Raw genomic sequence first — 26253 nt, 5'->3', positions numbered from 1 at the left:
GCCGCAGCTTCAATGCACTGTGTCAGAGGGACGGTTATTGCATGCGAATCACGACGCGCCCGCGCGTGCCGGCGGCGACCGCCTCGTAGGCTTCGCGCGCGCGGGCGAGCGGGAATTCCTGCGCGATCGCCGGGCCGCTCAGCTTGCCGTTGTCGAAGCCGTCGACGAGCGCCGTCATCAGCGGCGCCGATTCCGCGACGCCGAGCTTCGCGCTGTCGACGCCGAGCAATTGCGTCTCGTTGTGATAGAAGTCGATCAGGTCGAACTCGACGCGGCGCTTGCCGGTCCCGCTGATTTCGAGCACGCGGCCGCGCCGCTTCGCGAGACTCAGCGCGGTCTCGAACGCGACACCGCCTACCGTGTCGTACACGACTTCCGCGCCCGCGCCTCCGGTCAACTCGCGCACGCGTGCGGCCGCGTGTTCGTCGAACGCCACGTAGGCGTCGATCAGGCGGCCCGCGGGCGTGGCGGGATCGAGCGGCCGGCGGTCGACGGCGATCACGCGCGCGCCGCGTGCTTTCGCGATCTGCACGACCGCGCCACCGACACCGCCGCCCGCGCCAAGCACGGCAATGGTCTCGCCGGCCTGCAACTTCGCGTATTCGACGCTGCCGAGCCACGCGACCACGAAGTTCACGCCGATCGCCGCCGCCTCGACGTGGCTCAACGCCACGGGCTTGCGCGACAGCGCCGCGACCGGAATGCTGAGGTACTCGGCGTGCGTGCCGTCGCGCGTGAAGCCGATGTCGCCGCCGGTCCCCCACACCTCAGCGTCGAGCCACGCGGCCGGGCCGTCCACCACCACGCCGCTGAAGTCGCGCCCCGGCGTGCGCGGCAGCACCGTATGTTCGAAATGGCCGGACACGTTCTTCACGTCGCTCGGATTGACCGAGGCCGCCATGACCCGCACGACCGCATGCTCCGCGTCGGCCTGCGGCGTCGGCAGATCGACGTATTCGAGCACTTCGGGGCTGCCAAAAGATTTGAACTGAATCGCTTTCATCGTGCGTGGCTCCGGTTGGTCTTGCGCCGCGTTGCGCAGCGAATGCACCGTAGTCTAAGTGATGCGAGTAAAGGCATCAGGACGACGGCTTTCAGATTTCGGACAACAACCCGCGCGCCGGGTACGCGATCACCCAGGCTCTAACCCGCCTGACCCGCCTCGTCGGCCTTCGGCGCCTGAGCATGCCGCTGGTGTTCGGCGGCCAGAAACATGTACATCGCCGGCACGACGAACAACGTGAACAGCGTGCCGATCGACATCCCGGTGAAGATCACGAGCCCCATTGCGTTGCGGCCCGCCGCGCCCGCGCCCGACGCGATCACGAGCGGCACCACACCGAGCACCATCGCCGCGGTCGTCATCAGGATCGGGCGCAGCCGCACGCCCGCCGCTTCCTCGATCGCTTCGCGCTTCGCGCGACCTGCGCGCTGCAGTTCGTTGGCGAACTGCACGATCAGAATGCCGTGCTTGCTGACGAGCCCCATCAGCGTGACGAGGCCGACCTGCGTGTAGATATTCAGCGTCGTCAGGCCGATGTTGATGAAGATCAGCGCGCCGAACAGCGCCATCGGCACAGAGATCAGGATCACGATCGGATCGCGGAAACTTTCAAATTGCGCCGCGAGCGCGAGGAACACGATGATCGTCGCGAGCAGCAGTGTGATGACGAAGCCGCCCGACTCCTGCACGAACTGGCGCGACTCTCCCGAGTAATCGGCTGAATAGCCGGCCGGCGCGACCTGCGCGGTCGCCTTGCGCAGAAAGTCGAGCACCTGGCCTTGCGACACGCCCGGCACGATCACGCCGGAGATCGTCGCCGAGTTCAACTGCTGGAAGTGGTTGATCGATTCGGGCACGACGCTGTGCCGCAGATGCGCGATCGTCGACGCCGGAATCACGTTGCCGTCCGGGGTGCGCAGATAGTAGTCGAGCACTTGCGACGGATTGAGCCGGTCGATCTGCAACACCTGCGGAATCACCTTGTACGAGCGTCCCGCAATCGAGAAGTAGTTGACGTAGCCGCCGCCCAGCGCCGACCCGAGCGCCTGTCCGACGTCGCTCTGCGACAGCCCGAGCGAGGCCACCTTGTCGCGATCGACGACGAGCGTCACTTCCGGCTTGTCGATTTTCAGGTCGTTATCGACGAAGAAGAACATGCCGCTCGCGCGCGCTTTTTCCAGCACTGCTTGCGACACCTCGTTGAGGTTTTCGAACGGCTCGGTCGTGCTGATCACGAACTGCACCGGCAAGCCCTGCGCGCCCGGCAGCGGCGGAAACTGGAACGCCGCGACGCGCGCGCCCGCGATCTGATTCCACTTCTGCTGCAACTCCTGCTGCAGCACGGTCGCGTTCTTGCCGCGCTGATCCCAGGTCTTGAACAGCACGCCGCCGATGCCCCGGTTGACAGTCGGCGAGCCCGTGAGCTGGAACATCTGCGAATATTCGGGCAGTGTCTTCGAAGCATCGAACACCTGGTCCGCGTAGGTCTGCATCTGCTGGATCGTCGCGTTGGGCGGCCCGATGATCTGCGAGAGCACGATGCCCTGGTCTTCCTGCGGCGCGAGTTCCGCCTTCGAGGTCATGAACAGATACACCGTGCCGCACAGCAGTAGCGCGCCCATGATCACGAACACGGGCCAGGTGTCGATCGTCGCATGCAACAGGCGGCCGTAGCCGCGATGCACGCGCTCGAACTGGCGGTCGACGAAACGCGCGAAGCGGCCCGACTCCTGCGCGGCACGGAAGAAGCGCGAGCACATCATCGGCGACAACGTGAGCGCGATTACGCCCGATACCGTCACCGCGCCCGCGAGCGTGAACGCGAATTCGGTGAAGAGCGCGCCCGTCAGCCCGCCCTGGAAGCCGATCGGCGCGTACACGGCGATCAGCACGACGGTCATCGCGACGATCGGGCCGCCCAGTTCGCGAGCGGCGATCAGCGCGGCGTCGAACGGTGTCCTGCCTTCGTGCTTCATGTGCCGGTCGACGTTCTCGACGACGATGATCGCGTCGTCCACGACGAGCCCGATCGCGAGCACGAGTGCGAGCAGCGTGAGCAGATTGATCGAATAGCCGAGCACCTGCATCACGAAGAACGTGCCGATCAGCGACAGCGGCATCGCGATCAACGGCACGATCACCGCGCGCAAGCTGCCGAGAAACAGGAAGATCACGATGGTGACGATCACGAGCGCTTCGACGAGCGTTTTGATCACTTCCCTGATCGCGGTGTTGACGAAGTCGGTCGCGTCATAAACGATGTCGCCCGTCATGCCGGTCGGAAACTGCTTCTGCAGATCTGGAAACACGGTTTTCACGCGCTTGGCGACGTCGAGAATGTTCGCGTCCGGCGCGACCTTGATGCCGATGAACACCGACCGCTTGCCGCTGAACGCGACGTTGAAGTCGTAGCTGTCGGCGCCGAGCACGACGTTCGCGACATCCTCGAGGCGCACGATCGAGCCGTTCTTCTGCTTGACGACGAGCTGCTTGAAGTCGTCGACGGTATGCAGGTCCGTGCCCGCTTCCAGGTCGACGCTGACCATTTGCCCCTTCGTCGTGCCGAGCGTGGCGAGATAGTTGTTGTTGCCGAGCGCGGTGTACACGTCACTCGCGCTCACGCCGTGCGCGGCGAGCCGCGCCGAGTCGAGCCACGCTCGCATCGCGAACTGCCGCCCGCCGAGCACTTCGGCAGTCTGCACGCCCTGGATCGAATCGAGCTTGGGCTTGACCACGCGCAGCAGGTAATCGGTGACGTTGTTGCTTGGCAGCACGCTGCTGTAGAAGCCCATGTACATCGCGTCGGTGGTCTGCCCGGTCTGCACCGTCAGCACCGGCTGCTGCGCCTGCGGCGGCAACTGGTTGCGCACCGAGCCGATCTGCGTGTTGATCTCGGTCAGCGCGCGGTTCGCATCGTAGTTCAGACGCAGCGTTGCGATGATCGTCGACACGCCCGTGATGCTCGTCGACGACATGTAGTCGATGCCCTGTGCCTGCGCGATCGCCGCTTCGAGCGGCTGCGTGATGAAGCCGGCGATGGTGTCCGAGTTCGCGCCATAGTAGGCCGTCGTGATCGTGACGACCGCGTTCTCGGTCTGCGGATACTGGCTGACCTTCAGCACCGCGAGCGCGCGCAACCCGAGCACGAGGATCAGCAGGCTCACGACCGAAGCGAGTACCGGCCGGCGAATGAAAATGTCCGTGAACATGATCGGGCGGCCTAGCTTATTGTTCCTGCGGCGTCGGATTCGGACTGTCCGACGGCTGCACGCGGTTGTCGATGATCAGCGGCGTGCCGTTCTTCAGCTTGATCTGGCCGCTCGTCACGACCTGCGTGCCGTCGTCGATGCCCTTCAGAATCGCCACCTGGTCGCCGCGCGTCGGCCCCGGCGTTACGAACACCTGCTGCGCGACGGGCAGCGTCTTGCCCTGCGCGTTGGGCTGCGTGCCGGGCTGCGTGCCGGGCTTCACGATGAACACGGTCGCGCCGTACGGGTTGTAGGTGATCGCCGTTTGCGGCAGGGTCAGGTAGCGCTGTTCGGCGCCCGAGTCGATCTTCACGTTCGCGTACATGCCGGGCAGCAGCTTGCGCTCGCGATTGTCGACGCTCGCCTCGATCTGCACGTTGCGCGTCGCGCTGTCGACTTTCGGGCTCACCGACTGGATCTTGCCGGTGAAGGTTTTCCCGCTGTACGCGTTGGTGTCGACGCTGACGGTCGCGCCGATCGCGAGCTGGCCGAGCTGTTGTTGCGGTACCGAGAAGTCGGCGTAGATCGGATCGATGGCTTGCAGCGTGACGATCGCGTCGCCGGGATTCAGGTATTGCCCCGGATTGATCGTCGTGATGCCGAGGCGCCCCGCGAATGGCGCGCGAATCGTCTTCTTGTCGACGAGCGCCTGCTGTTGCGCGACCTGCGCCTTCTTGCCCTTGAGGTCGGCCGCATCGGTGTCGAGCTGCGCCTTCGCGATCGCCTTGATGTCGTACTGCGCGCGGTCGCGCTCGTAGACCGTCTGTGCGAGTTGGGCCGCGGCCTGCAGCGATTGCAGCAGCGCGACGTCGCTGTCGGCGTTGAGTCGCACGAGGATCTGTCCGGCTTTCGCTTCCTGCCCCGACACGAACGCGACCTCGCGCACGAGGCCGGCGACTTCGGTCGTCACGTCTACGCCGCGCACCGCGCGCAGGCTGCCGACCGCCGCGAGCTGCGGCTGCCACGACTGATAGTGGACCACCACCGCCGAGACCGTGGCGGGCGGCGCGGTGTTGGCCGCCATGAACTTCGCGAACATGTGCGCGCGGAACAGGTTGAAGCCGACCAGCGCGGCGAGCAGCAGGCCGACGCTGATCAACATGATCACCATCCGCTTTGTCATCGGTTTTCTTTCGGCCATCGTGATGTCCTTGCTCGGCTTGGGGCGAGGGCTGGGGTTGCGTCAGGGCACGGTCAATGTGGCGTTGCGGCGGCCGGCGCGGCCGCGGACTCGGGCGCGGCGGCATTCCACCAGCCGCCGCCGAGCGCCTGGAACAGCGCCGCCGTGTCGGCGTAACGCGCGGCCTGCGCCTGCGCGAGACTCACGACCGTTTGCTGATACTGGCGTTGCGCGTCGAGCAGCGCGAGGTAGCTGACACCGCCGACGCGATACTGTCCGCGCGTCAGTTCGAGCGAATCGCTCGCGGCGCGCGACGCGTCGGTCTGTGCCTTGAGGCCGGTTGCGTCGTGTTCGAGCGCGCGCAGCGTGTCCGCAACGTTCTGGAACGCGAGCAGCACCGTCTCGCGGTATTGCGCGCCGGCCTGCTCGTAGGCGGCCTCGGCCGCGCGCTTCTGCGCGCTCAGCTGGCCGCCGTGAAAGACCGGTTGCAGCAAGCCCGCGCCGATGCTCCAGAGCGTGCTGCCGGCCCTGAGCACCTGCGCGGGCGTCAACGCTTCGGCGCCGTAGCTCGCGGACAGCGTGATCTGCGGATACATCGCCGCGGTCGCGACGCCGACCTGCGCGCTCGCCTGATGCAGCGTGGCGTCGGCGGCAAGGATGTCGGGGCGCTGGTGCACCAGCGACGACGGCAGGCTCACGGGCAGCGTGTCGGGCAGCGAGAACATGTCGAGCGTGAAGCCGGGCACCGAGGTATCGCTCGGCAGCTTGCCGGCGAGTACCGCAAGCTGATGGCGCGCCTGATCGAGCTGCTGTTGCAGCGGCGGCAGCGTCGCGCGGGTCTGCGCGAGCAGCGTTTCCTGCGCGAGCACGGCCGTGCGGCTCACGCCGCCGAGCGAGAATTGCTGGTCGAGCACGTTCAGCTGCTGCTCTTCCTCGGTAGCGATTCGCTCGGTCGCGTCGATCTGCGCGCGCACCGACGCTTCCTTGACCGCCGCGGTCACGATGTTGGCCGATATCGTGAGATAGGCGGCCTGCAGCTGGAAGCGCTGATAGTCGATCTGCGCATGCAGCGCTTCGAGTTCGCGCCGCGCGCCGCCGAACACGTCCAGCTTGTACGAGACGTTGACCGACGCGTTGTAGAGATTGAATTCCTCGACGAGGCCGGGCTCGCCGAACGCGATGCCGTTGATCTTTTCGCGCGTGGCGCTCAGTTGCGCGTCGACGCTCGGCAGCAAGGTGCCGCCGGCTTGCGCGATGTAATTCTCGCGAGCCTGTCGCAACGCCGCCTGCGCGGCGGCCATGTTCGGACTGTTGGCGATCGCCTCGCGGATCAGTGCGTCGAGCGGCTCGCAATGAAACAGCGTCCACCATGCGGCGGGAATGTCCTGGGCCGGCGCGAAACGCTGCGGCAGGCCTGCGGGGCCGGGCGCGGAGGCGGTCTGGTCGGGCAGCGGCGTGGTGGTGAAGGTGTCGGTGGCCGGCGCGGGCGGCGCGTGGTAGTCGGGGCCGACCATGCAGCCGGCCAGCGCGACGCAGCTGCACAGCGCAACGTAGAGGCGCCGCCAGACAATACGCTGACTCACGTCGATCATCGATCTACCTTGTATCGCCAGTGGCGGGTGGACCGGACGAAGATGTTCAGGTCACCCGAACGTTCCTGGAGTTGTCTTGCCGACGCTGGAATTTACCATGCACGGCGCGAACCGCGCTTGGCCTCGCGTTCGCTGGCCGACGAGGGTGGATACGAGATCACGTAGGAGGGCGATGATGGCAGGCGGTGCTACCGCTGTCTGCCACGCCCGGAGCGGCATTCACGACAATTTCACGGATTCGGGCACGCGGTTGGCTCGGCATCGCGCTTGGCGAACTGGTCGAGCTGTTGCCTGGTTATCGATCGTCTGGTTTTACCGGGCCTCGTCCGCCGCTCGGCGCTGCGCGATCAGATCGGCGAGCCGCTCGACCTGCTGCCCTTGCGCATCGAAATTGCCCGCGTCGAGCCACCGCTCATAGCACGAGCGCAATGCCGGCCACTCGCTGTCGATGATCGAAAACCACGCCGTGTCGCGATTGCGCTCGCGATAGACGATCGCCTGCCGGAAGATCCCCTCGAACGTAAATCCATAGCGCAACGCGGCCTTGCGAGACGGCTCGTTGAGCGAATCGCATTTCCATTCGAAGCGCCGATAACCGAGCTTGTCGAACACTTCGCCTAGCAGCAGGTACATCGCATCGGTCGCGATGCGCGTGCGCTTGAGCCGCGGCGAATACGTGACGTGGCCGACTTCGATCACGCCGTTGGCCGGATCGATCCGCATCAGCGAGAGCGTGCCGACCGGCTTGCCCGTCGCCAGGTCGATGACCGCGTAGTGCAGCGGATCTTTCGATGCCGCCATCTGCGTCAGACGCTCACGATAGGCCGCGAGACTGTCGAACGGGCCGACCGCCAGATAGGTCCAGTCGCGGCCGTCGGTGGCCGAGCCGTACGCGTCGAAGAGGTCGGCCGCGTGCCGCTCGACGTCGACCGCTTCGAGCCGGCAATAGCGGCCGCCGAGCGGCTCGCGGCCCGGCGGCTGCGCGCCGTGCCAGCCGGGCAGGGGCGCGCCGATGGGCTGGCCGTAGGCGTTACGTGTGGGTTCCATGTGTGTTTTCCTGTCGATGAATGGGCGATGCCGGAGGATGTCGATGCGTGTCGATGCAGGAACGATACGGCAAACGTGGTATGTTCAAAAGATCCACGACGTGCTTATTCGATAGGTCCAGCCACCATGATCGAGATCATCGGACCGCTCGTCCATGCGGACGACGCGTTCGCCGCGAGCGGGGCCAAGCGGCCCGCGCCGCTGCAAAAGCAGCTGATCGAACGTCTGCAGCAGGCGATTCTCGCCGGTCGTCTGCCGGCCGGGTCGCTGCTGCCGTCGTCGCGGCTGCTCGCCGCCGAAATCGGCGTGTCGCGCAACACGGTCGTGATCGCTTACGAGCATCTCGCCGCGGTCGGCTACGTCATCGCCGATCGCCAGGGCACGCGCGTGAGCCCGCTGTCGAGCCCCGCCGCGCGCGGCGAGCGGGCGGCGGCGTCGGCCGCGCCGGAGGTCGTATACGCGGCGCGCGTCGAGCAGTTCGCGGCGTCGCACAAGCACGCCGACAACGCGTACGCGCTGACCCCCGGCACGCCCGCGCTGGACCGTTTCCCGCTTGCCGCGTGGCGGCGCGCGCTCGAACGTGCGATGGAGCGCGCATTACCACGCGCGCTCGGCTACGGCATGCCGGCCGGCGAGCCCGCGCTGCGCGACGCGATCGCCGCGCATCTGCGGATGGCGCGCGGCGTGCGCTGCGATGGCTTGCAGGTCGTGATCACCGAGGGCGCGCAGGAGGCGCTGAACCTGTGCGTGCGACTGCTGACCAATCCCGGCGATATCGCATGGATCGAGGACCCCGGCTATCGCGGCGCGAAGGCCGCTTTCAACGCGGGCGACTTGCGCACGCTGCGGATTCCCGTCGACGCCGAAGGCATGGCCGTGCCGGCCGACGCGTGGCACACGCATCCGCCGAAACTGATCTACACGTCTCCCGCGCATCAGTATCCGACCGGCGCGGTGCTGTCGGTGGCGCGGCGGCTTGCGCTGATTGCCGAGGCGCGGCGCTGTGGCGCGTGGCTGATCGAGGACGATTACGACGGCGAGGTGCGTCACACCGGCGAGCCGATCGCGAGCATGCAGGGCCTCGTCGACGCGGCGCCCGTGCTGTACGTCGGCTCGTTCAGCAAGACGATGTTTCCGGCGCTGCGCATCGGCTTCGTCGTGCTGCCTCGCGCGATCGCCGCGCACGCCGCTGTTGCGCTGCAAGAGATGCTGCGCGGCGGGCATCGGCTGGAGCAGCTGGCGCTCGCGCATTTCATCGAAAGCGGCGAATTCGGGCGGCATCTCGGGCGGATGCGGCGGCTGTACCGCGAGCGGCAGCAGGCGCTGCGCGACGCGCTGGCCGAGCATTTTCCGGCGGCGACGATTCTTGGCGGCGATTGCGGCATGCATCTGACGCTGCGGCTGCCGGCGTCGCTCGACGATCGCGCGCTCACGGCGCGGGCGCAGGCGTTGGGGGTGAGTCCGCGCGCGCTGTCGGGGTTTTCGATCGGGGCGTCGGAGCAGACGAACGGGCTCGTGATCGGGTATGGCAATACGGAGGCGGAGCGCTTGGGGCCCGCGGTGAAAGCGCTGGCGGCGATGGTGCGGGAGATGGAGGGCGAGGCGCGACCGGCTGCGAAGCGCGCGGCAAAACGGGGCGGAAAAACCGTCGTCCGGTCCCGCAAAAAAACCGCCCCGCCACGCCGTACGCCCGCCACGCCGGGCATGTAAGTTTTACGTCTGTCCGCCTGGCCCATGTCGCGCTATCGTGTCGTATGCGCGGCGACTTCGCAGTTCCGATGTGCTGGTTTGCCCGCATGTGCCGCGGTTGCCCGTCCCGTCGCGCGGCGGGTGTGGCGCCGGCGATGGGCACGAACAATGCGTTCAGTGTGGTTATCGATGACGATCTATCCGACCGGAGAAGACATGAAGGAAATCGAACCGACCCCGTGGTTTGACCTTGCCATCCATACGCCCGTACGCGAAGGCTGGTACGAAGTGCAGTTGGCGAGCGGGGACACGGCGTTTGCGAAATTTGGCGACGGCGTGTGGACCGAAAAGCCGTTGCTCGTATTCACGCACTGGCGCGGCCTGTCCGCCGATCCCTCGAAAGCCGCGGACGGCGCGGCCGAGTCGGTCGGCGCCGAAGCCACCGCGGCGCAAGGCGTGCGCGCCGCCTGGAACGCGTTCTTCCCGGGACTCGGCGACGAGCAGCACAAGCCGCTCAATGCGGTGCCGAACGGCAAGGTGCCGCATTGAGGGTCCCTTGAAATTCGCTTGAAGTCCGGTCGGGCGACGGCTTGTGGGCCGCCGCCCGGCAGTTCGATTCGGCCGCCATCCGCGCGTGGTTCGAATCGCTCTCGTATCGCTCGGGCCTGCGCCGCGTCGCATTTCTTCCGCCCCGCTACAATCAGCGTCATCCTTTCGACGCCATCACGATGCCATGAACGCCACCCGAGAAACCGTGGAATTGTCGCGCGCGACTCAACTGCTCAATCACGGACCCGTCACGCTGATCACGAGCGCACACGATGGTCGATCGAACGTGATGGCCGCGTCATGGGCGATGCCGCTCGACTTCAATCCGCCGAAGGTGGTGGTGGTCGTGGATAGCCGCACGCTGACGCGTCGCCTGATCGAAGCGAGCGGCGTGTTCGGGCTGCAGTTGCCGAGCCGCGGTTTCGCCGCGCAAACGCTCGCGGTCGGCACGCACGCGGGCGTCGAACTCGACAAGTTCTCCGCGTTCAATCTCGAGACCTTCCGCGCGCAAAAAATCGACGTGCCGATGCTGGCCGGCTGCATCACCTGGATGGAATGCAAGGTGATTCCGGACGACAGCCAACGGCACGATCTGATCATCGGCGAGGTGGTCGCCGCGTATGCGGATAGCCGCGTGTATTCGCGCAACCGCTGGCATTTCGGCGACGATCCCGACCTGCGCACATGCCATTACGTGGCCGGCGGTACCTTCTTCGCGACGGGCGATGCATTCGAGGTGGCGCCCGTCGCGGCGTCTGCGCAGTGACCGGGCTTAGGTGCTCCGTTCGGTTTCGCCTTCGGCGAATGCTTTGAGCGCGTCGCCGGCGAGACGATAACGTACCCATTCGCTTTGCGGATTCGCGCCGATCGACTTGTAGAAGCCGATGGCCGGCTCGTTCCAGTCGAGCACGCTCCATTCGAATCGACCGCAGCCCGTTTCGCAGGCGATTTGCGCGAGATGGCGCAGCATCTGTTTGCCCGCGCCGCTGCCACGCGATGCGGGCGATACGTACAGGTCTTCCAGATAAAGCCCCTGTTTGCCGAGCCACGTCGAATACGAAAAGAAGTACACGCAAAAACCGACTGGCCCGCCGTTCATTTCGCAGATCAGCGCTTTCGCGGGCGCGCCCTCGGCAAACAGGCTCTTCTCGATGTCTTCGACGCCGGCGACGACTTCGTGCTCGGCTTTTTCGTAGATCGCGAGTTCGGTGATGAAGCGCAGGATCAGGGGGGCGTCGGAAGCGGTGGCGGGGCGGATGTGGATCGTCAAGGTCTAGTGCTCGGTGAGTTCGGTGATGACTGCCGGCCGGCGGGCGGTACGCGCCAAATGCGCCGGCTTCGGAACAGACTCACATCGTAGCAAAGAGCCAAAGGCCCCGCCGCGAACGGACCGGGCCTTGGGCGTTTCCTACAGACCGAAGGCGAACAATTTCAGCGGCCCCGGTCCACTCGTCGAGCCAGAGCCCCAGAACACCACGCCGTCCGCAATGGCCGGCCCGGCATTGCATGCACCCCCGCTATTGAATGACCACAGGACTTTTCCGTTGGAAGAATCGAGCGCGTACATCGTGCCATTCGTGTAGTCGAGATTGCATCCGAAGACCGCGCCATTGGCGACACACTGACGGCTGCCTCCGCGCGGCTTGCGAGCGGGTCCGGCGTGGTCCACTTCACTGCGCCGGAATTCGCATTGAGCGACGCCCAACCGCCAGACGTGGTGGTGCCATGTATGTCTGCCATTTGATTGCGCCGGTCGCGACATCGAGTGCGACGACGCTGCCGCGGAAACTCCACTGCCAGGCAGGCGGAGGGACATAGGCGGCCATCAATTCTTCGTTCGATGTGGTTCCTACGAAAGCCGTACCGTTCGCGATGACGGCAGACTGCGTGACCATTGAAAAGGTGGTTGAATCGACTTGCGTGTGCCAAAGCCGAATCTTATTTCCGGTCTTTAAGCGCGACCGCAATTCGCGTAGTCACCAATGAAAGCGCGGCAACTCCACTTCAATCGAATGCCCTTCTACATTCCTGCCGGGTTCGTCGGCGAGAGTATGACGGGGTGGTGCGATTCGCGGCTAATTGGATGATTGCCCGGCATGAGCGCGCGCTCGGACCGGAAGAGAGACCGAAACGGCACTGCCGCGCTTCAACCCTCCGGCAACACTGACTTACCGCGCCGCTTTTTCGGCTTAGGCTCGACACCCACTCGCGGGTCCCGCTCCAGCACGAGTGCGGTCAACTGCTCGACAGTGTCTTCAAACGCAGGATCCTCCTGTGGCACGTAAAGCCATTTCCCAAGCACCGGGTGAGGCTGCAACGCAGGCATATCGGTAATCAGAGCAGCATGGCGTTCCCGCGACGTACAGACGAGCAGCCCATTCCACGGCTTATCGCGATCGGCGGCAACCAGGCACAACAGCCCATCGATATACGCAGCGTCGCTACCAAACATCCGCCGACGCATATACGTCGGATCGCGTTCGAACGCGTCGAAGATCCAAAGGAGCGAATTGCTGATCGAAGAGGGCATCGGCGGACAATCTCAGGAAGCGCGGGTGAACGAAGATAAGTTTACGTAAATTCTCCAGGCTCGGCAGCGAGCCAATTGAAGATCGAGCAAGTCCGGCTAGGTAAGATGTGTCCAACCTCGGCGACCATATCGAAACTCGTACGATCCAGACCATGTTAGCTCACACAGACGCCGCCGCTGCCTACGTGCCCGTCGCACGCTACGTGCAGTTGATGCGCTTGCGTCGCGCGGGCCGCCGCCTCGCGTCGCAGGCGTCGTGCCCGGTTCTCGATGCCGCGCTCGACGCCGGCTTCGACAGTCCCGAAGCCTTCAGCCGTGCGTTCAAGCGTGCGTTCGGCATGGCGCCGAGCGCGTTTCGACGACATCCAACATGGCAATTCTGGAGTGCGAGTTTTGTTGTTCCCTATGTTTCGAGGAAACTGACCATGCAAGTGAAAATCGTCGATTTTGCGGAGACCCGCGTTGCCGCGCTCGAACATTGTGGTTCGCCCGGACTCGTCAACGAGAGTGCGCGCAAGTTCATCGATTGGCGTATCCAAAGCGGACAATCACCGGTGGCGTCGAGCCGGACCTTCGGCGTCGCGCACGGCAATCCAGACACGGTGCCAGCGGATGAATTCCGTTTCGATATCTGCGGAGAGATCGACGAGCCGGTCGCGCCGAATCTCTATGGCGTGCGCGAGCTCGTGATGCAGGGTGGACGGTGCGCGGTGGTTCGGCACGCAGGATCGACCGACCACATCGGCGAGACGATCTACCCGGTCTATCGCGACTGGTTGCCTTCGAGTGGGGAAGAGTTGCGGGACCATCCGCTGTTTTTCCACTACCTGAGCGTCTATCCTGAGACGCCGCTGGATCAGCGGCAGACGGATATCTACATTCCGTTGGTGTGATTGGGATGGGTGTGATGAGCATGTGAGATGCCTGCTAGTGCGGAGCAAGTTGCTCCATCGGTATCAATTGCATTGAGCGAGCATTGCCGATTCCTAATTCGGTAAAAAATGCAATTTCGAAATGTCTCTCTGAATAAAGCCCCGGTCTCTGCGAATAGTGGTTCGGAGCCGGTTTTTATCGACCCGGCCGCCCAGCCATAACAGTAGCCGCAAAGCCGGTTTTCGCTGCACGTACCTCGCGTCCTCACTGGAACCACGCAATACCTCAAATGTCAAAAAATGATGTCACCCGACCATTTTGGGGAGATATCAAATGGCTGCCACGCAATCAGGGGCGGTGCCCCTCTCGGATGAGGAGGCTCGGCGCCAGTTGCGCCGCGCTGTCATCGCCAGCACGATTGGGACCACAATCGAATGGTATGACTTCTTCCTGTACAGCATTGTCACGGGTCTTGTATTCGCGAAACTGTTCTTTCCTGAATCGGACCCGCTCGTCGGCACACTGCAAGCTTTTCTGATTTACGCTGTCGGCTTTATCGCGCGGCCGGTGGGCGCGGCGATTTTCGGCCACTATGGCGATCGCATCGGACGTAAAGCCACGTTAATCGTGACGCTGTTGCTGATGGGACTCGCGACGTTTGCCGTGGGCTTTGTTCCAACCTATGCGACGATCGGTATCTGGGGGGCAATCCTGCTCACGGCGCTGCGCTTCATTCAAGGTGTGGGCGTTGGAGGCGAGTGGGGCGGTTCGGTGTTGATGTCGATGGAGTGGGCACGTACCAACAAGCATCGCGGTTTCATCGCGTCCTGGCCGCAGTTCGGCGTACCGGCGGGATTGTTCGTCGCGAATCTGGTGGTGCTTGCCGTCAGCCAGATCTCCGGCAGCGCATTTCTCACCTGGGGCTGGCGGGTGCCGTTTTTCCTCAGTATCGTGCTGGTCGCGATCGGCCTTTATATCCGCTTGAGTATCCTCGAGACGCCTATCTTCGCGAAGCTGCTCGCTGAGCGCAGGATCGAAAAGGCGCCGATGCGTGAAGTATTGCGCCGGCAGCCGAAAGACATTCTTCTGTCGGCTCTTGCGCGTATGGCGGAACAGGCGCCGTTCTATATTTTCACGGCCTTTATATTCACCTATGGTGTGATGAGTCTGGGCGTCACACGCGATCTGCTGCTCACGGCAGTGCTGGCCGCTTCGGTGCTGGAATTCTTCACGATTCCGCTGTTTGGTCACGTGTCTGATCTGATCGGACGTCGACGCATGTATGTGATCGGTGCCGCTGCTGTCGGGCTATTCGGCTTCCTGTACTTTTTCATGGTCGGAACCCATAACCCCATATGGATCTTCGCGGCCATCGTTCTTTCGCTGGTGCCGCATGCGATGATGTATGGTCCCCAAGCCGCGTTGATCGCCGAATCGTTCACGGGGCGCTTGCGCTACAGCGGTGCGTCGATGGGCTATCAGTTGGCTTCCGTCATCGCTGGCGGTCCGGCACCGTTGATTGCGACGGCGCTTTATGCTTACTTCCATTCGGGATTTGCGGTGGCGTGGTATGTCTTCGCGTGCGCGGTGATTAGCGTGGCCGCCGCCATGCGATTGGGCGATTACACGAATAAGGACATTTCGCGGGAATACGACGACGTGCATGCATTGCATGACAGCAGACATGCCACTCCGTGAACGATCAGGCGGATGGCCGGCCACAACGGCCATCCGCAACGGCCATCCGCCGAATCGACCATCAACTTTTCAGCGGCAACCAGACTTCGACTCCACCCATCCCCGTCACCGGGTCGAACTGCTCGCCATACCGTTCGAAATGCGGTGCATCGGCAGGCACGTGCCCTGACGCGGGCAACCACTGATTCCAGATCGTATTCATCGTGCGACGAATGCCTGAGATGTGTTCGCGATGAGCGAACACCGCATACCGTTGCGCGGCGATGCGCACACGACTCAACTCTGGCGGCAATGCGGAAAAATCGCTGACTTCGACGCCGCACATGTAGTCGAAGTTACCCAGTTCATCGGCGTTATAGCCAACGCCATAAGCCACCTTGCCGACCTGTCCCGGCACCCTGCCGTACCAGGCGCCAAAGCGCTGCCATTGGGATGGGATCGCCTTGCTGCTGTCGCACGTATAGCGCTCGCTCAGTCCAGCGACGAGAAACGCTCGCGCGTCTTCGAAGCGCGGCGGGTCCAGATGGGTGAGAAGGGTTTCGTCCATTTTGATCGGCTCCACGATGGTCAGGTTGTCGAGATGACCCCGCGCGCGCAGCGCGTCGGGCGTGAGCCCGAACTGTTCGCGAAACGCGCGCGTGAATGCTTCGTGAGAGCCGTAGCCGGCGTCGAGAGCGACCGCGAGGATGTCGGGCGCACCATCGGCCAGACGTCGTGCGGCCTCGCTCAAACGCCGTGCGCGAACGTAGCGCATCACCGGCATCCCGGTGGCCGCTTCGAACGCGCGCGCGAGGTGAAAGCGCGATACGCAGCCACAGCGGGCGATGTCGTCGAGCGTCAACTCGCCGGCGAAGTGGCTTTCGATATACCAGAGCGCTTTTCCAACCGGGTTCATCTCGCCTCTCATATCAGCATGAAGCCAGCATAGTCAGCGGCGAACTCACGCATTTGATCGCGCTTGCGGTTTTGCGGTCGCGGCGGAGGGCCGAGACGATTCCGCCGCGTCACCATGCACGCCCGCGGCGCCACCCGCCTGCCCCGGCCTCAGCAACAGCCCACCCAGCACGCCGGCCGCCGCCGCAAAAACCGCCCCAAACAGAAACGCGACGTGATACCCGCTGTTCAGCGCAGCCGCCGCACTCGACGACGCCCGCATCGCCTCGCTACGCGCCGCGGCAAGACTCGCGAGCACCGCAAGCCCGAGCGCCCCGCCCATCATGAACGATGTATTGACGATGCCCGACGCGAGGCCCGAATCGGCGGGATCGACGTCGCTCATCGCGGCGAGCAGCAGCGGATTGAACGCGATGCCCGCGCCAAAGCCGAGCAGCAACATGCCGGGCAACACGTCGGGTACGAAGCTGCCGTCGACGGGCGCACGCGCGAACAGCGCAAGCCCGCATGCCGCGATCAGCAGGCCGGCCGCGAGCGGACGACGCAGCCCGAAGCGCATCACCACGCGCGCCGACAATCCCAGCGAAAAGAGTCCCATGATCAGGTTCGCGGGCAGAAACGCGAGCCCCACCTGCAATGGTCGATAGCCGAGCACGCGCTGCAGATACAGCGCCGAAATAAAGAACCACGCGAACATCGCCGCGGCCCACAACACGCCGACCAGGTTCGCGGTCGCGACATTGCGCAAACGCAGCAGAGCGAGCGGCATCAACGGGTGTTCGATTCTCGCCTCGATTGCGAGGAACACGGCAAGCAGCGCGAGCCCGACGAACAGCAGGCCGAGCGTTTGCGCCGAAGTCCAGCCCGCTTCGTTGCCGTTGACGATCGCATAGACCGCCAGCATCAGCGATGTGGTCACGCTGAGCGCCCCGGCCACGTCGAGCCGTTCGCCGTGCGCGTGGCCGCGCGCGGCGGGCAGTAGCGCGAGGCACAGCGCGTACACCGCAATGCCGATCGGCAGATTGACCAGGAAGATCCAGTGCCAGCTCAGCAGGTTGGTGAGCAGTCCGCCGAGCAGCACGCCGATGCTGCCGCCGCCCGCGCAGACAAAGCCATACACGCCCATCGCCTTCGCGCGTTCGCCGGCTTCGGTGAACAGATTCATGATCAGCGACAACGATACCGCCGAGACGATCGCACCGCCCAGGCCCTGCACGGCGCGCGCGGCGACCAGCAGCACCTGCGAATTCGCGAGGCCGCAGGCGAGCGAAGCGAGCGTGAAGAGCGTAATGCCGCTGAGAAACAGCTTGCGGTGTCCGTACAGATCGCCAAGCCGTCCGCCGAGCAGCAGGCAGCCGCCGAACGTCAGCATGTAGGCGTTGACGACCCACACGAGCGAAGTTTCGCTAAAGCCGAGATCGGCTGCGATGGACGGCAGCGCGACGTTCACGATGGTCGTGTCGAGCACGATCATCAGTACGCCGAGGCAGAGCACGATTAGCGCGAGCCAGCGTTGCTTGCCGTGGAGGGAATGGGTCATGCGGACGCCCCTTTGTGCGGATTCGGTCGATCACCGACGATGGGTTTTCGAGTCTAGCACCCGCGCATTTAGCGTCCAACTACGAAATCCTGGGCGGCGGCGCTGCGCGAAGCCGCGTGCGGTGGCGGCTTCGAGCGGGAAAAAAGGTAATACCAGGGTTGCAGAAATCTCAGGTATCTACGTTTATATTAAGGATAGTTACGACTTCACCGACAAGCCTGGCGAGGCGTCGCAATATCTTGGCCATTGGAGCAAAAACGGGGTGATCGTTCTGGCGTACAACGGCGCGATTTCATATCTGAACGAACCGCGATTGTATTTTTCCTATCCCGTTGCACTGGGGAATCCGAAAATCAGGGGCAACGTGTACTACCCGGTTCACAATAAGGAATTTAGAGAGTGGGCAATAAAACACCAGCGAGGAGGTGACTTCGTGATCTATTCGGATCGAAAGCTTGTTCGAATCGACCCACCGATCAAGGTGTATTTATGAAACCCGGGCGATCGATCGGATGGGGCGCTGTAGTCCTAACAGTCGCGTTTGCCGTGCTTCTCGTCGCGACGCACACCGATCACAGGAATGCGAGCGAATGCATCAAAAGCACGTCAAAAAACGGCCGCTACACTGCAGAGCGATGCCTGCTCCAATGGAGAGGCGGCAACGACCCGGCTTATCTCGGTCAGGTCTACGACGCCGCGTCAGGCAAACTGCTAGTGCGCAGAACCTTCAGCACACCGGTTCCTGAATTGATTTGGGTGGACGACGAAGGCGTTTCATTTTCCCGCGGCGGCGACGACGCGTCGTTTATAAAGCTGCCGCCGTCATTCTATGACCGCATGATCGCCAGATTTTCGTCGATTGGATGCAGGCTGCTCGCCATTAAGGATCAGTATGATTCCGATGGTTTGTTCTTCGTTCATCACGGCGTAGGGAGCGAACGCTGGAGCGCCGACGGTTTCACGAGATTCTTATGAACGACTCGACCTTCGAACTCGCACACATGGTTCAGCAGAAATCACATTTCGAAATCTCGTATTGAGGCTTCCCAGCACAAGCCGGCCATGACCGGCCGCGAACGTGAATGTTGAAAGGCTATATCCGGCCGACTCCCGCCGACCGCATCGGGCAGGACCCGGCCAACTGCGGCCGCTCGCTCGGGCTTTCACACAAACCTTCGAACGTCGCCTCCACCTCGGCACCGGACCTTCGTGTGCAGATCATGTCACTCGAGCCGTCGGTCTTATGGAAAGAATTGCACAGGCCGATCATGCCGAGGCAGGGCCTTGCTACCGGGATGAGATCCTGGACCCGATGCCGGGTGAGCAAACGTCATAGCGATTGATCCGTTGATGCCGGTGTGGGGCGGATTTCAACGATGTCGGCGGTGACTGCGCTCTTACGTTTATACACTGTCTGGTCGCTTGGCGCACCGGGGCGAAATCTTTATTTGCTCAAGTTCCGCTGGCGTTTGCCGTAATCGTGTCATTGCGAACGGTGAGCGCGAAACCACGACCGGCCCGACGGGGAAACGGATCTGACATGCGACCCGACGCTCGAGTGATGAGCCGATCTGCCAGGCAGGCAATCACGTTGCCGCCAGTGGCAGGTTTGAGTGAACTGACGTACCCCATCTGTGAGACTGGCATAAATGAAGCGTTTGACCTTGAACCAGAAGCTCTGGAGCATCCTGGCTCTTCTCTGGTTTGGCCTTGGTGTGCTCGTCGTCACGAGCGCGTGGATGAGCCGATCCGATATGCTCGAACAGCGCAAGAGCACGCTGTCGCAGCAGATAGATACCGCGCTGGGCGTGATTTCCTATTACCAGAAGAAGGTCGCCGACAATACTTTGTCGCTCGCCGAAGCGAAACATCAGGCGCTTGAGAACCTGCGCGGACTTCGCTATGGCGCGCACCGTAGCGGCTATTTTGGCATCTACGACTCGAATGTCACGGCACTCCTCTTGCCGTCCAAGCCACAACTTGAAAGCAAGTCCCTGGTAGACCTGGTTGATTCAAACGGTACCCACATTGCGGTCGAGATCGTCAAAAGCTCATCGCCCGGCGGCAACCACTTCAGCGAATATGTGTGGCCAAAGCCTGGCAGTGACACGCCAGTTCGCAAGATCACCTGCAGTGACTTTGTCGCCGACTGGGACTGGCACGTGTATACGGGTGTCTACGTGGACGATATCGACCATCTGTTCTATGTGACGCTCCTGCGCGATCTGTTGCTCGCAGCGATAGTGACCGCAGTTCTGACAGTCGGAATGCTATTACTGGCGCGCAGTATCCGGACGAGCCTGGGTGGCGAACCTGACTACGCGGCGGGGCTATGCAAGCGGATTGCCAACGGCGATCTCGGTGTGAACGTCGACCTTCGGCCCGGCGACACAAGCAGTCTGATGGCTTCTCTGCGGGCGATGCGTGACAGTCTGTCACGAGTCGTTCTGGAAGTGCGGGAGAACGCCGAAGGGGTGGCCACCGCAAGTGGACAGATTGCGCAGGGCAATCTCGATCTGTCGAGCCGCACCGAAGAGCAGGCAGCGTCGCTCGAGGAAACAGCTTCCAGCATGGAAGAACTGACGGCCACGGTCCGTCACAATACGGACAACGCCCGGCAGGCAGCGACGCTGGCCGGCACGGCCTCTGGCGTTGCGCGGCGCGGCGGCGAGGTGGTAGGGCGCGTGGTCGAGACGATGCAGGAGATCTCCGGCAGTTCGGCCAAAATGTCCGAGATCATCACTGTGATTGAAGGCATTGCATTCCAGACAAACATTCTTGCGCTCAACGCAGCGGTCGAGGCGGCCCGCGCTGGCGAGCAGGGCCGTGGGTTTGCTGTCGTGGCCGGCGAGGTCCGTACGCTCGCGCAGCGTAGCGCCACCGCTGCCAGGGAGATCAAGGATCTGATCGGCGACTCGGTAAGTCGTGTGGACGCCGGCTCGAAGCTCGTAGGGGAAGCGGGCCGCACCATCAATGAGATCGTCGAGTCGGTCAATCGGGTGGCCGACATCGTTGGTGAAATCTCGTCGGCTTCGGTAGAGCAGAGCACTGGCATCGAGCAGGTGAGTCAGGCGGTCAGCCAGATGGACCAGGTGACCCAGCAAAACGCCGCGCTGGTGGAAGAAGCCTCGGCGGCGGCGCAGTCGATGGCTCAACAGGCACAGGCTTTGCGTGAAACGGTGGCCTTTTTTAAGGTTTGACGATGCGAGGCCGTCCGCGTCACACATGATTGACCGGTAAAACAAGCCGCGTAGGCCGCTCCGGACATCGAAGGTTCGCACGCCCCTTCGTGCATCGACAAATCAGAGACAACGCGCGTCGCGAGCGCAGACTGCAATCCTATGGTCGCGGCGGATACAAGTGCTGTGGACTGGCAGGCATTCTGAACGGAGCAGTTTGGGCACTGGTCCTGTTGCACCGATGTGCCAAGCAGGATGAATGGGTCAGTGGTTCGCACTGAACGACAGACCCCAGAGCGCGAACGCGATGAGTTTAGTTGCAGCCAGCAAAGCGGAACTCACACCATCGAAATGCCGAGGCCGCGTAAATGTCAGCGATATGCGAGTTCATGTCGCCTGGCGCGTGGTTTCGGATGACCGCTGCGCACGAGTAAGGGCCGTTGAGTTCACCTCGGGTCGAAGGGCCGAAGCGGGTTGCGTGCTGCCGATCGCTGCCTTGTAAGGTTCAGGTTGCGTATGCCGATTGCATGAGGCGGTGACCGGCCATATACGGCCAGTCGGCATACCTCCGTGAATTGCTGACAATCGCTATCTGAGGAGTCGCGAGTCGCAAATCGGGCATGTATGTCGTCCACTAGCGAAACGCCAGCGTCTGGAGGCGTGCATCTAAATTTCGGCAAAAAATGTTGAGGTAGCATCATCGAACTCAACAGGGGGAAGACGGTGTTTCGCGGAATCAAGTCTTACATAAACGCAATTGGCGTCCCTCTTGCCAGTCTGCTTCTCAGCGATCTGCTGAGGATCTTGGCAGAAATGGTTGGCTACATCACGCTTCCTTGGTGGATCGTTCATCGGGGCGGCGCGAATGACTTGGCGATCTACAGCGTAAGCATTGCCGTCACCACGATTTTTGCAATGCCACTGCTTTCACCGCTTGGGGATCGCTACGCAAAGAGGTCGCAGATAGCATGGGGTCTGTGCGCCCTGATGGTCGTCGCCTTTACCCTCGCTACGCTCGCGTCTCTGTCCGACTACCGACTTATGCTGATCGTCTGCATAGGCTTGGTGACGATTATCGCGAAAGCTTTCATCGATCCGGCTAGCTCCACCATTTCGGCTGAACTTGTTCCGGCGCATCGTTTGGCCGAGGCGCTTCGTCTTCGGAAGTCGACGCAAGCCGCTGGTCGTGCCTTGGGGCCGGCATTGGCTGGCGCAACACTGGCCTTAGGTGGTATCGCTGCAACATTTTGGATGAACGGCATTCTACTTGGCGTCGCTGCCTACGTGACTTCGCAGCTTCCTTCCCAGTCTCAGCATCGCGACCACCATCGCGGTTTAGCCCGCTGGTGGGAGGACCTGCGCGCCGGACTGCACGCTAAATGGATCGTCCCGTTGGAGCGCGGCTGGACCTTTGTCAACTTCCTAGTATGGATATTCCAGGGACCTGCAGTCGGCATGCTGATCCCGCTTAAGGTTCAATCACTCGGGCTGTCAGGTCTTTGGCTGGGTGGTTGCGAAGCGGCCTTGTCTATGGGCTTGCTACTCGGCAGCTTTCGTGGTTCTGACGTACTTGTAAGCCGGTTCGGCCGATTCAATGTCCGGGTGGGGGCCGCAATGTGCGAAGGGCTGGCGCTTGCCGCATCGGGCTGGGTACATTCACCCGTCTTGCTAGTATTGGCACTTACCAGCGTGGGTTTCGCCAATGCATCGATGGGACTCGTCGGAGCGACTCATCGCTCACTGGCTATCCCGCAGAATTTCCGCGTTCGTATTCTCGCTGCCAGTATGATGACCACGCAGATTGCGGGCATTCTTGGGCCGATGATCGCGGGCGCGGCACTCACGCACTGGCCGGTGAGCAAAGTCTTTACTTGCTGCGGTCTCGCCACTTGTCCGCTCGCTTTCGGCTTCGTCTTTATTCCGCGATCACGCGAATTCTTTGCACTCAATCATGATCAGGTGAAGGATTGGTTTCGTCACGAATATCCTGACGCATTCAAAACACCTGCAGTGCCCGCATCGGACCAAATCAGGTAGATCGCAACGTAACGGGATGTCAGGGGGAGCCGTGCTTACATGAGTCGATTGCTCTCGAACTGGAACACCAACGAGTGACCGCTTTGTAGAGATTTCACGGACCGCTTCGGGTCGCGTGCCGCCGATTCCTGGCAGGCGCAAGCCGGCCAGCAAGCGCCGTTCGCCCGGTCTCGCACGAGGACATTCGTACGTCCGCTACCTCGAAAGCGGCCCATTGCCGGTATGCGGCGAGCGTGGCGACGGCCACAACTCACCCGGCTGGCAAAGCCGCCTGCCGCGTCCGCCGGTTCCACGGCGTGATCTGCCAGCGCAGCATGCGTTGCACTGCGCGCAGCGCGCACACCCCTGTTCCGGCCGCAGTCATAGCCAACGAACGACGACGCAGCGCTCATCTGTGCTGTGCTGAGCCCGTTGGCATCAGGCACTCGCGGTCCGTACACCACGCCGACACTGGCGCCCGTGGTCTGCCCCAATTGGCCATCTTCCTGAAGCCGATCGCACCGGCTCGCGAAAAGCCGGTGCGATGCTACCTACCTCAGGACGAGGCGAGCGTGGCGATGTCGCTGGCGCTCATGGCGCCGTTATAGACACGGAAGTCGTCGATCAGACCGCTGAAATACGGGTCATTAGATTGTGAACGTCCGAGCCAGTTGTTCGTCGTACCTCGCAATTGGAACGGCGAAAGGAACATCGAGGCATTGGTTCCGACAACGGCTCCATTGACGTACAACGTACCAGTCGCACCGGACAGCGTCACCGCGACATGCACCCATTGCGACATCGGCAGCGCCGCGGTGCCGTTGATACGTTGCTCGGCATTCCCATCGCCGCTCTCCGTGATCGCAAACCGCACCGTGCCGAGATTGCTTCGCGGTGTCAAAAACATGTAACGAGTGGTGTTGTTGCCAAAGTCGAAAATACGCTGCCAATTCGAGGAGCCATTCCAGTACACCCAGGCCGCGATGGTGAAGTCGTTGAGGCTGGAGATGAAGCCGGCCGGCAGGGTGACATAGGCGCCGCTCCCGTTGAGCTGCACGGCGGTGTTGTGCTTGCCGGCCGCCCATGTCGCGCCGCCGAGCAGCGTGCCGTTATTGCCATTGCCCGTCGCATCGTAGGCGGTGGTGCCGCTCCCCTCGTCGAAGGTGAGGTTGGTGTACATCCGCGTGCCGCTCACGCCCATCGCTTCGTTCGACTGCGTCGTTTCGCCGGACGGCGTGATCGCGGTCACCACATAGTAGTAAGCGCCTGCGGGCTGGTTGGCGTCGCTGTACGTCAGAAGATCGGAAATACCGCTCGCGGCAAGCGTGTAGGGGCCGCCGGACGTCGTGCTCCGGTAGACGTTGTAGCTGGTCGCATAGGCGGTTCCCCACCAAGACAGGACGATCTGGCCGGCTATCGTCGGCGCGGTCAGGCCCGAGGGCGGAGTCCCTTGAGCAATGGGGTCGCGCTGGAAGGTCAAGGTGCCATAGCCTAACTGATCAGAATTGCCGCCAGTGCCAAGTCCGCCTTCCGGTGAGTGCGAGGTCGCAAACTTCTGACAGTATGGAGCGGCAATGCCTTTCCGGTTGACGTAATGGTTGTAAATCAGCGCCCACTGCGGCCGGAGGTTGCCCTGAGCCGAGGTCGAAAAGACGGTGTCGTACGCACCGGTACTAGGGCAGTAATAGGGAGCGAACGGCACAGAATAGTAGGTCGTGCCCGACTGGACGAGGTTGCCCTTCGCGACGTATTCGCTGGCGGCCAAGGCCCGGTTGTTGTCGTAGCCGTACAGGTCGGTGCCCTGGTTCCACGCCATTTCACAGATCGAACCTAACAGGGCAATGCTGAGTGTATCGTGTCCCTGGTCGCGCCCAGCCTCCTGGGTCTGGCCCAGATAGCCAGGATGAAGGTGAACGACCAGATTCTCGATAGCGCCGTTGCCAAGGCCTTGCTGGAAGTAGCTGATCGCCTGGTCGAAGATCGTCTGGTTGTCGCAGAGGACACCCACCGCTAGGACCATGGCGGTGGTCATGAGATCCCAGTTTGAGTAGACGGCGGGGGCCCAGCCAGTCCCGTTGGCAATGCCCGCATTCAATTGTGCACCCGAAGCCACCTGCATCGGATAAAACACGTTGAGCATCATGTTCTGGAACGCCGCGAAGTCCGCCGGCGCCCAGCCCGGATAGTCGCGCATCAATTCTGCGGCGTTGGCGAACTCGTAACCCTGGAGCCCCGCCCGCAAGAAACCGCCGTAGTTACCGTTGGACCAGGCGATTTGCGTCAGCTTCGACGCCCAGGCGTTCATGATGGCCACCGCCGTATTGGCGGCCGTCGTGTCTCCGGTGATCTTCCAGCGCAACGCGTTGGCATAGGCGGCGGCGATGTCGTTATAGAGATACCCGCAATTGTCCGAGTAGCCGGGCATGGCATTGTAAACGACCGCTTGGGGACTGGGCTTCCATGATGTGCTGGCGTACGGGCTTGTGAGCATCAAGTTCCAGGTGTCGATCCACGGCGAAGCCTTGGTTGCCACCTTCTGGGCCATCCGGTTCAGATCGTCCTGTGTGTGGAGCAGCCCGGGATGGACGAATGAACTGCTTCCAGACTGTGCGTTTACGATTGCCTGTGCGTTTGCGACTGCCTGCTGGCTGCGCGCTGCACTCGCTGCTCCCGTAGCGCTGTCGGACCCCGAGCCGGCGCCGCATCCCGTCAGAGCAAGCGCTCCGAGTCCCTGCAGGAAGTTGCGGCGCGACATGTTGCTTTTTAGGGACGACAACACGTCGAACAGGGCGCCTCCCTCGTCGCCCCGACCGATTTCTGCCGCTGCGTATTCCGTTATCGTTTGAGTCGCGTCTTGATTCGGTTTTTTCATATATACCTTACTTCCGGTGATGGAGTGGGATAAGGATGGATAGAGTTCAAAACTCGCCTGTACTTTGCCGTTGGACCCGGCGCATGCAGGGCGGCAAAAACGACGTATGAAACGGACCGAAGCGTTAAGCAAACGTTTGCACATGTGCTTACGGCACATGGTCACGTTTCTGAAGGCTTTCGTTTGTAACGATTTCCCCTTTGTTGAGTAGGCGTGCGGAATCGGCAGTCGGTGAAATGTCGGTGCCCGAATCCCCCTTATAGCGCCCACACTTGTGTTAAGGAAGGTCTGCAAAAGTCCTGGCATTGCGTTGCTGCTGAGCTATCCTGGAAACAGAGCGAATTAGTTGAGGAGCAGTGTGATGACGCAACTTGGTCTTGGTCTGGATCTGTCAACGAAGCGC

The 26253-nt window shown here is 62.6% G+C and carries 20 protein-coding genes; 9 read left to right on the top strand and 11 right to left on the bottom strand.

Features of this window, described 5'->3' with window-relative positions; translation table 11 throughout:
• Nucleotides 1-34: 34 nt before the first annotated feature.
• From F6X40_RS27700 to F6X40_RS27680, 5 genes are all read right to left on the bottom strand, one after another.
• Nucleotides 35-1003, bottom strand: a complete 969-nt coding sequence (locus tag F6X40_RS27700) for a zinc-binding alcohol dehydrogenase family protein (RefSeq protein WP_187630005.1) — start codon at nucleotides 1001-1003, stop codon at nucleotides 35-37.
• 140 nt (nucleotides 1004-1143) lie between these two features.
• Entirely contained in the window at nucleotides 1144-4212 is a 3069-nt protein-coding gene (locus F6X40_RS27695; RefSeq protein WP_222946184.1) for an efflux RND transporter permease subunit, read from the bottom strand.
• A gap of 16 nt (nucleotides 4213-4228) precedes the next feature.
• Nucleotides 4229-5392, bottom strand: coding sequence for an efflux RND transporter periplasmic adaptor subunit (locus F6X40_RS27690; protein ID WP_187630004.1), 1164 nt, complete (start codon nucleotides 5390-5392; stop codon nucleotides 4229-4231).
• A 53-nt stretch (nucleotides 5393-5445) separates the two neighbouring features.
• The gene (locus F6X40_RS27685; RefSeq protein ID WP_187630003.1) at nucleotides 5446-6963 is read right to left on the bottom strand and encodes an efflux transporter outer membrane subunit; all 1518 of its coding nucleotides are present in this window, start codon (nucleotides 6961-6963) and stop codon (nucleotides 5446-5448) included.
• A 312-nt stretch (nucleotides 6964-7275) separates the two neighbouring features.
• The gene (locus F6X40_RS27680) at nucleotides 7276-8010 is read right to left on the bottom strand and encodes a GNAT family N-acetyltransferase (protein WP_184030479.1); all 735 of its coding nucleotides are present in this window, start codon (nucleotides 8008-8010) and stop codon (nucleotides 7276-7278) included.
• Nucleotides 8011-8136: 126 nt separating this feature from the next.
• Here F6X40_RS27680 and F6X40_RS27675 point away from each other — a divergent pair, with 126 nt between their 5' ends.
• The 3 genes from F6X40_RS27675 (at nucleotide 8137) to F6X40_RS27665 (ending at nucleotide 11014) form a co-directional block, all read left to right on the top strand.
• A complete protein-coding gene (locus F6X40_RS27675; RefSeq protein WP_187630002.1) occupies nucleotides 8137-9720 on the top strand; it encodes a PLP-dependent aminotransferase family protein in 1584 nt (527 codons plus the stop codon).
• Nucleotides 9721-9915: 195 nt separating this feature from the next.
• Nucleotides 9916-10248: a hypothetical protein gene (locus F6X40_RS27670; protein WP_184070427.1), complete on the top strand. Its 333-nt coding sequence runs from the start codon at nucleotides 9916-9918 to the stop codon at nucleotides 10246-10248.
• A gap of 184 nt (nucleotides 10249-10432) precedes the next feature.
• Nucleotides 10433-11014, top strand: a complete 582-nt coding sequence (locus F6X40_RS27665) for a flavin reductase family protein (RefSeq protein WP_187630001.1) — start codon at nucleotides 10433-10435, stop codon at nucleotides 11012-11014.
• Nucleotides 11015-11020: 6 nt separating this feature from the next.
• Here F6X40_RS27665 and F6X40_RS27660 read toward each other — a convergent pair whose 3' ends face one another.
• The 3 genes from F6X40_RS27660 to F6X40_RS27645 form a co-directional block, all read right to left on the bottom strand.
• Complete coding sequence (locus tag F6X40_RS27660) at nucleotides 11021-11518, bottom strand: GNAT family N-acetyltransferase (RefSeq protein ID WP_187630000.1); 498 nt, start codon at nucleotides 11516-11518, stop codon at nucleotides 11021-11023.
• 138 nt (nucleotides 11519-11656) lie between these two features.
• Nucleotides 11657-11917 carry a PQQ-binding-like beta-propeller repeat protein gene (locus tag F6X40_RS27655; RefSeq protein WP_187629999.1) on the bottom strand — a complete coding sequence of 87 codons (261 nt, stop codon included), beginning with the start codon at nucleotides 11915-11917 and terminating at the stop codon, nucleotides 11657-11659.
• Between the two features lie 477 nt (nucleotides 11918-12394).
• On the bottom strand, nucleotides 12395-12778 hold the full coding sequence (locus F6X40_RS27645) for a hypothetical protein (RefSeq protein WP_184070421.1): 384 nt from the start codon (nucleotides 12776-12778) through the stop codon (nucleotides 12395-12397).
• A 152-nt stretch (nucleotides 12779-12930) separates the two neighbouring features.
• Here F6X40_RS27645 and F6X40_RS27640 point away from each other — a divergent pair, with 152 nt between their 5' ends.
• Together F6X40_RS27640 and F6X40_RS27635 are read left to right on the top strand one after the other, a co-directional pair.
• Entirely contained in the window at nucleotides 12931-13671 is a 741-nt protein-coding gene (locus F6X40_RS27640; protein ID WP_187629997.1) for a GyrI-like domain-containing protein, read from the top strand.
• A gap of 313 nt (nucleotides 13672-13984) precedes the next feature.
• Entirely contained in the window at nucleotides 13985-15349 is a 1365-nt protein-coding gene (locus F6X40_RS27635; protein ID WP_184030420.1) for an MFS transporter, read from the top strand.
• A gap of 61 nt (nucleotides 15350-15410) precedes the next feature.
• On the opposite strand, the gene F6X40_RS27630 is transcribed toward F6X40_RS27635, so the two are convergent.
• Complete coding sequence (locus F6X40_RS27630) at nucleotides 15411-16244, bottom strand: AraC family transcriptional regulator (RefSeq protein WP_187629996.1); 834 nt, start codon at nucleotides 16242-16244, stop codon at nucleotides 15411-15413.
• A gap of 45 nt (nucleotides 16245-16289) precedes the next feature.
• Nucleotides 16290-17783, bottom strand: coding sequence for a DHA2 family efflux MFS transporter permease subunit (locus F6X40_RS27625; RefSeq protein WP_187629995.1), 1494 nt, complete (start codon nucleotides 17781-17783; stop codon nucleotides 16290-16292).
• On the opposite strand from F6X40_RS27625, the gene F6X40_RS27620 reads away from it, so the two are divergent.
• The 4 genes from F6X40_RS27620 to F6X40_RS27605 all read left to right on the top strand — a co-directional run bounded on the left by F6X40_RS27620 (nucleotide 17782) and on the right by F6X40_RS27605 (nucleotide 22999).
• Nucleotides 17782-18276 carry a DUF6402 family protein gene (locus F6X40_RS27620; protein ID WP_187629994.1) on the top strand — a complete coding sequence of 165 codons (495 nt, stop codon included), beginning with the start codon at nucleotides 17782-17784 and terminating at the stop codon, nucleotides 18274-18276. The genes F6X40_RS27625 and F6X40_RS27620 overlap by 2 nt on opposite strands.
• Nucleotides 18273-18758 (top strand): hypothetical protein, encoded by a 486-nt coding sequence (locus F6X40_RS27615; protein ID WP_187630042.1) that lies wholly within the window; start codon nucleotides 18273-18275, stop codon nucleotides 18756-18758. Before F6X40_RS27620 ends, F6X40_RS27615 begins: the two co-directional genes overlap by 4 nt.
• A 689-nt stretch (nucleotides 18759-19447) precedes the next feature.
• Complete coding sequence (locus tag F6X40_RS43305) at nucleotides 19448-20983, top strand: methyl-accepting chemotaxis protein (protein ID WP_316251854.1); 1536 nt, start codon at nucleotides 19448-19450, stop codon at nucleotides 20981-20983.
• A gap of 726 nt (nucleotides 20984-21709) precedes the next feature.
• The gene (locus tag F6X40_RS27605) at nucleotides 21710-22999 is read left to right on the top strand and encodes an MFS transporter (protein WP_410452548.1); all 1290 of its coding nucleotides are present in this window, start codon (nucleotides 21710-21712) and stop codon (nucleotides 22997-22999) included.
• 535 nt (nucleotides 23000-23534) lie between these two features.
• On the opposite strand, the gene F6X40_RS27600 is transcribed toward F6X40_RS27605, so the two are convergent.
• Nucleotides 23535-25850: a LamG-like jellyroll fold domain-containing protein gene (locus F6X40_RS27600; RefSeq protein WP_262421563.1), complete on the bottom strand. Its 2316-nt coding sequence runs from the start codon at nucleotides 25848-25850 to the stop codon at nucleotides 23535-23537.
• Nucleotides 25851-26253: the final 403 nt, after the last annotated feature.

It is taken from the genome of Paraburkholderia sp. UCT31, from assembly GCF_014397655.1.
Classification (GTDB): domain Bacteria; phylum Pseudomonadota; class Gammaproteobacteria; order Burkholderiales; family Burkholderiaceae; genus Paraburkholderia; species Paraburkholderia tuberum.
The sequence above is the reverse complement of the archived record's forward strand: the minus strand, read 5'-3'. Positions and strand labels throughout refer to the sequence as shown.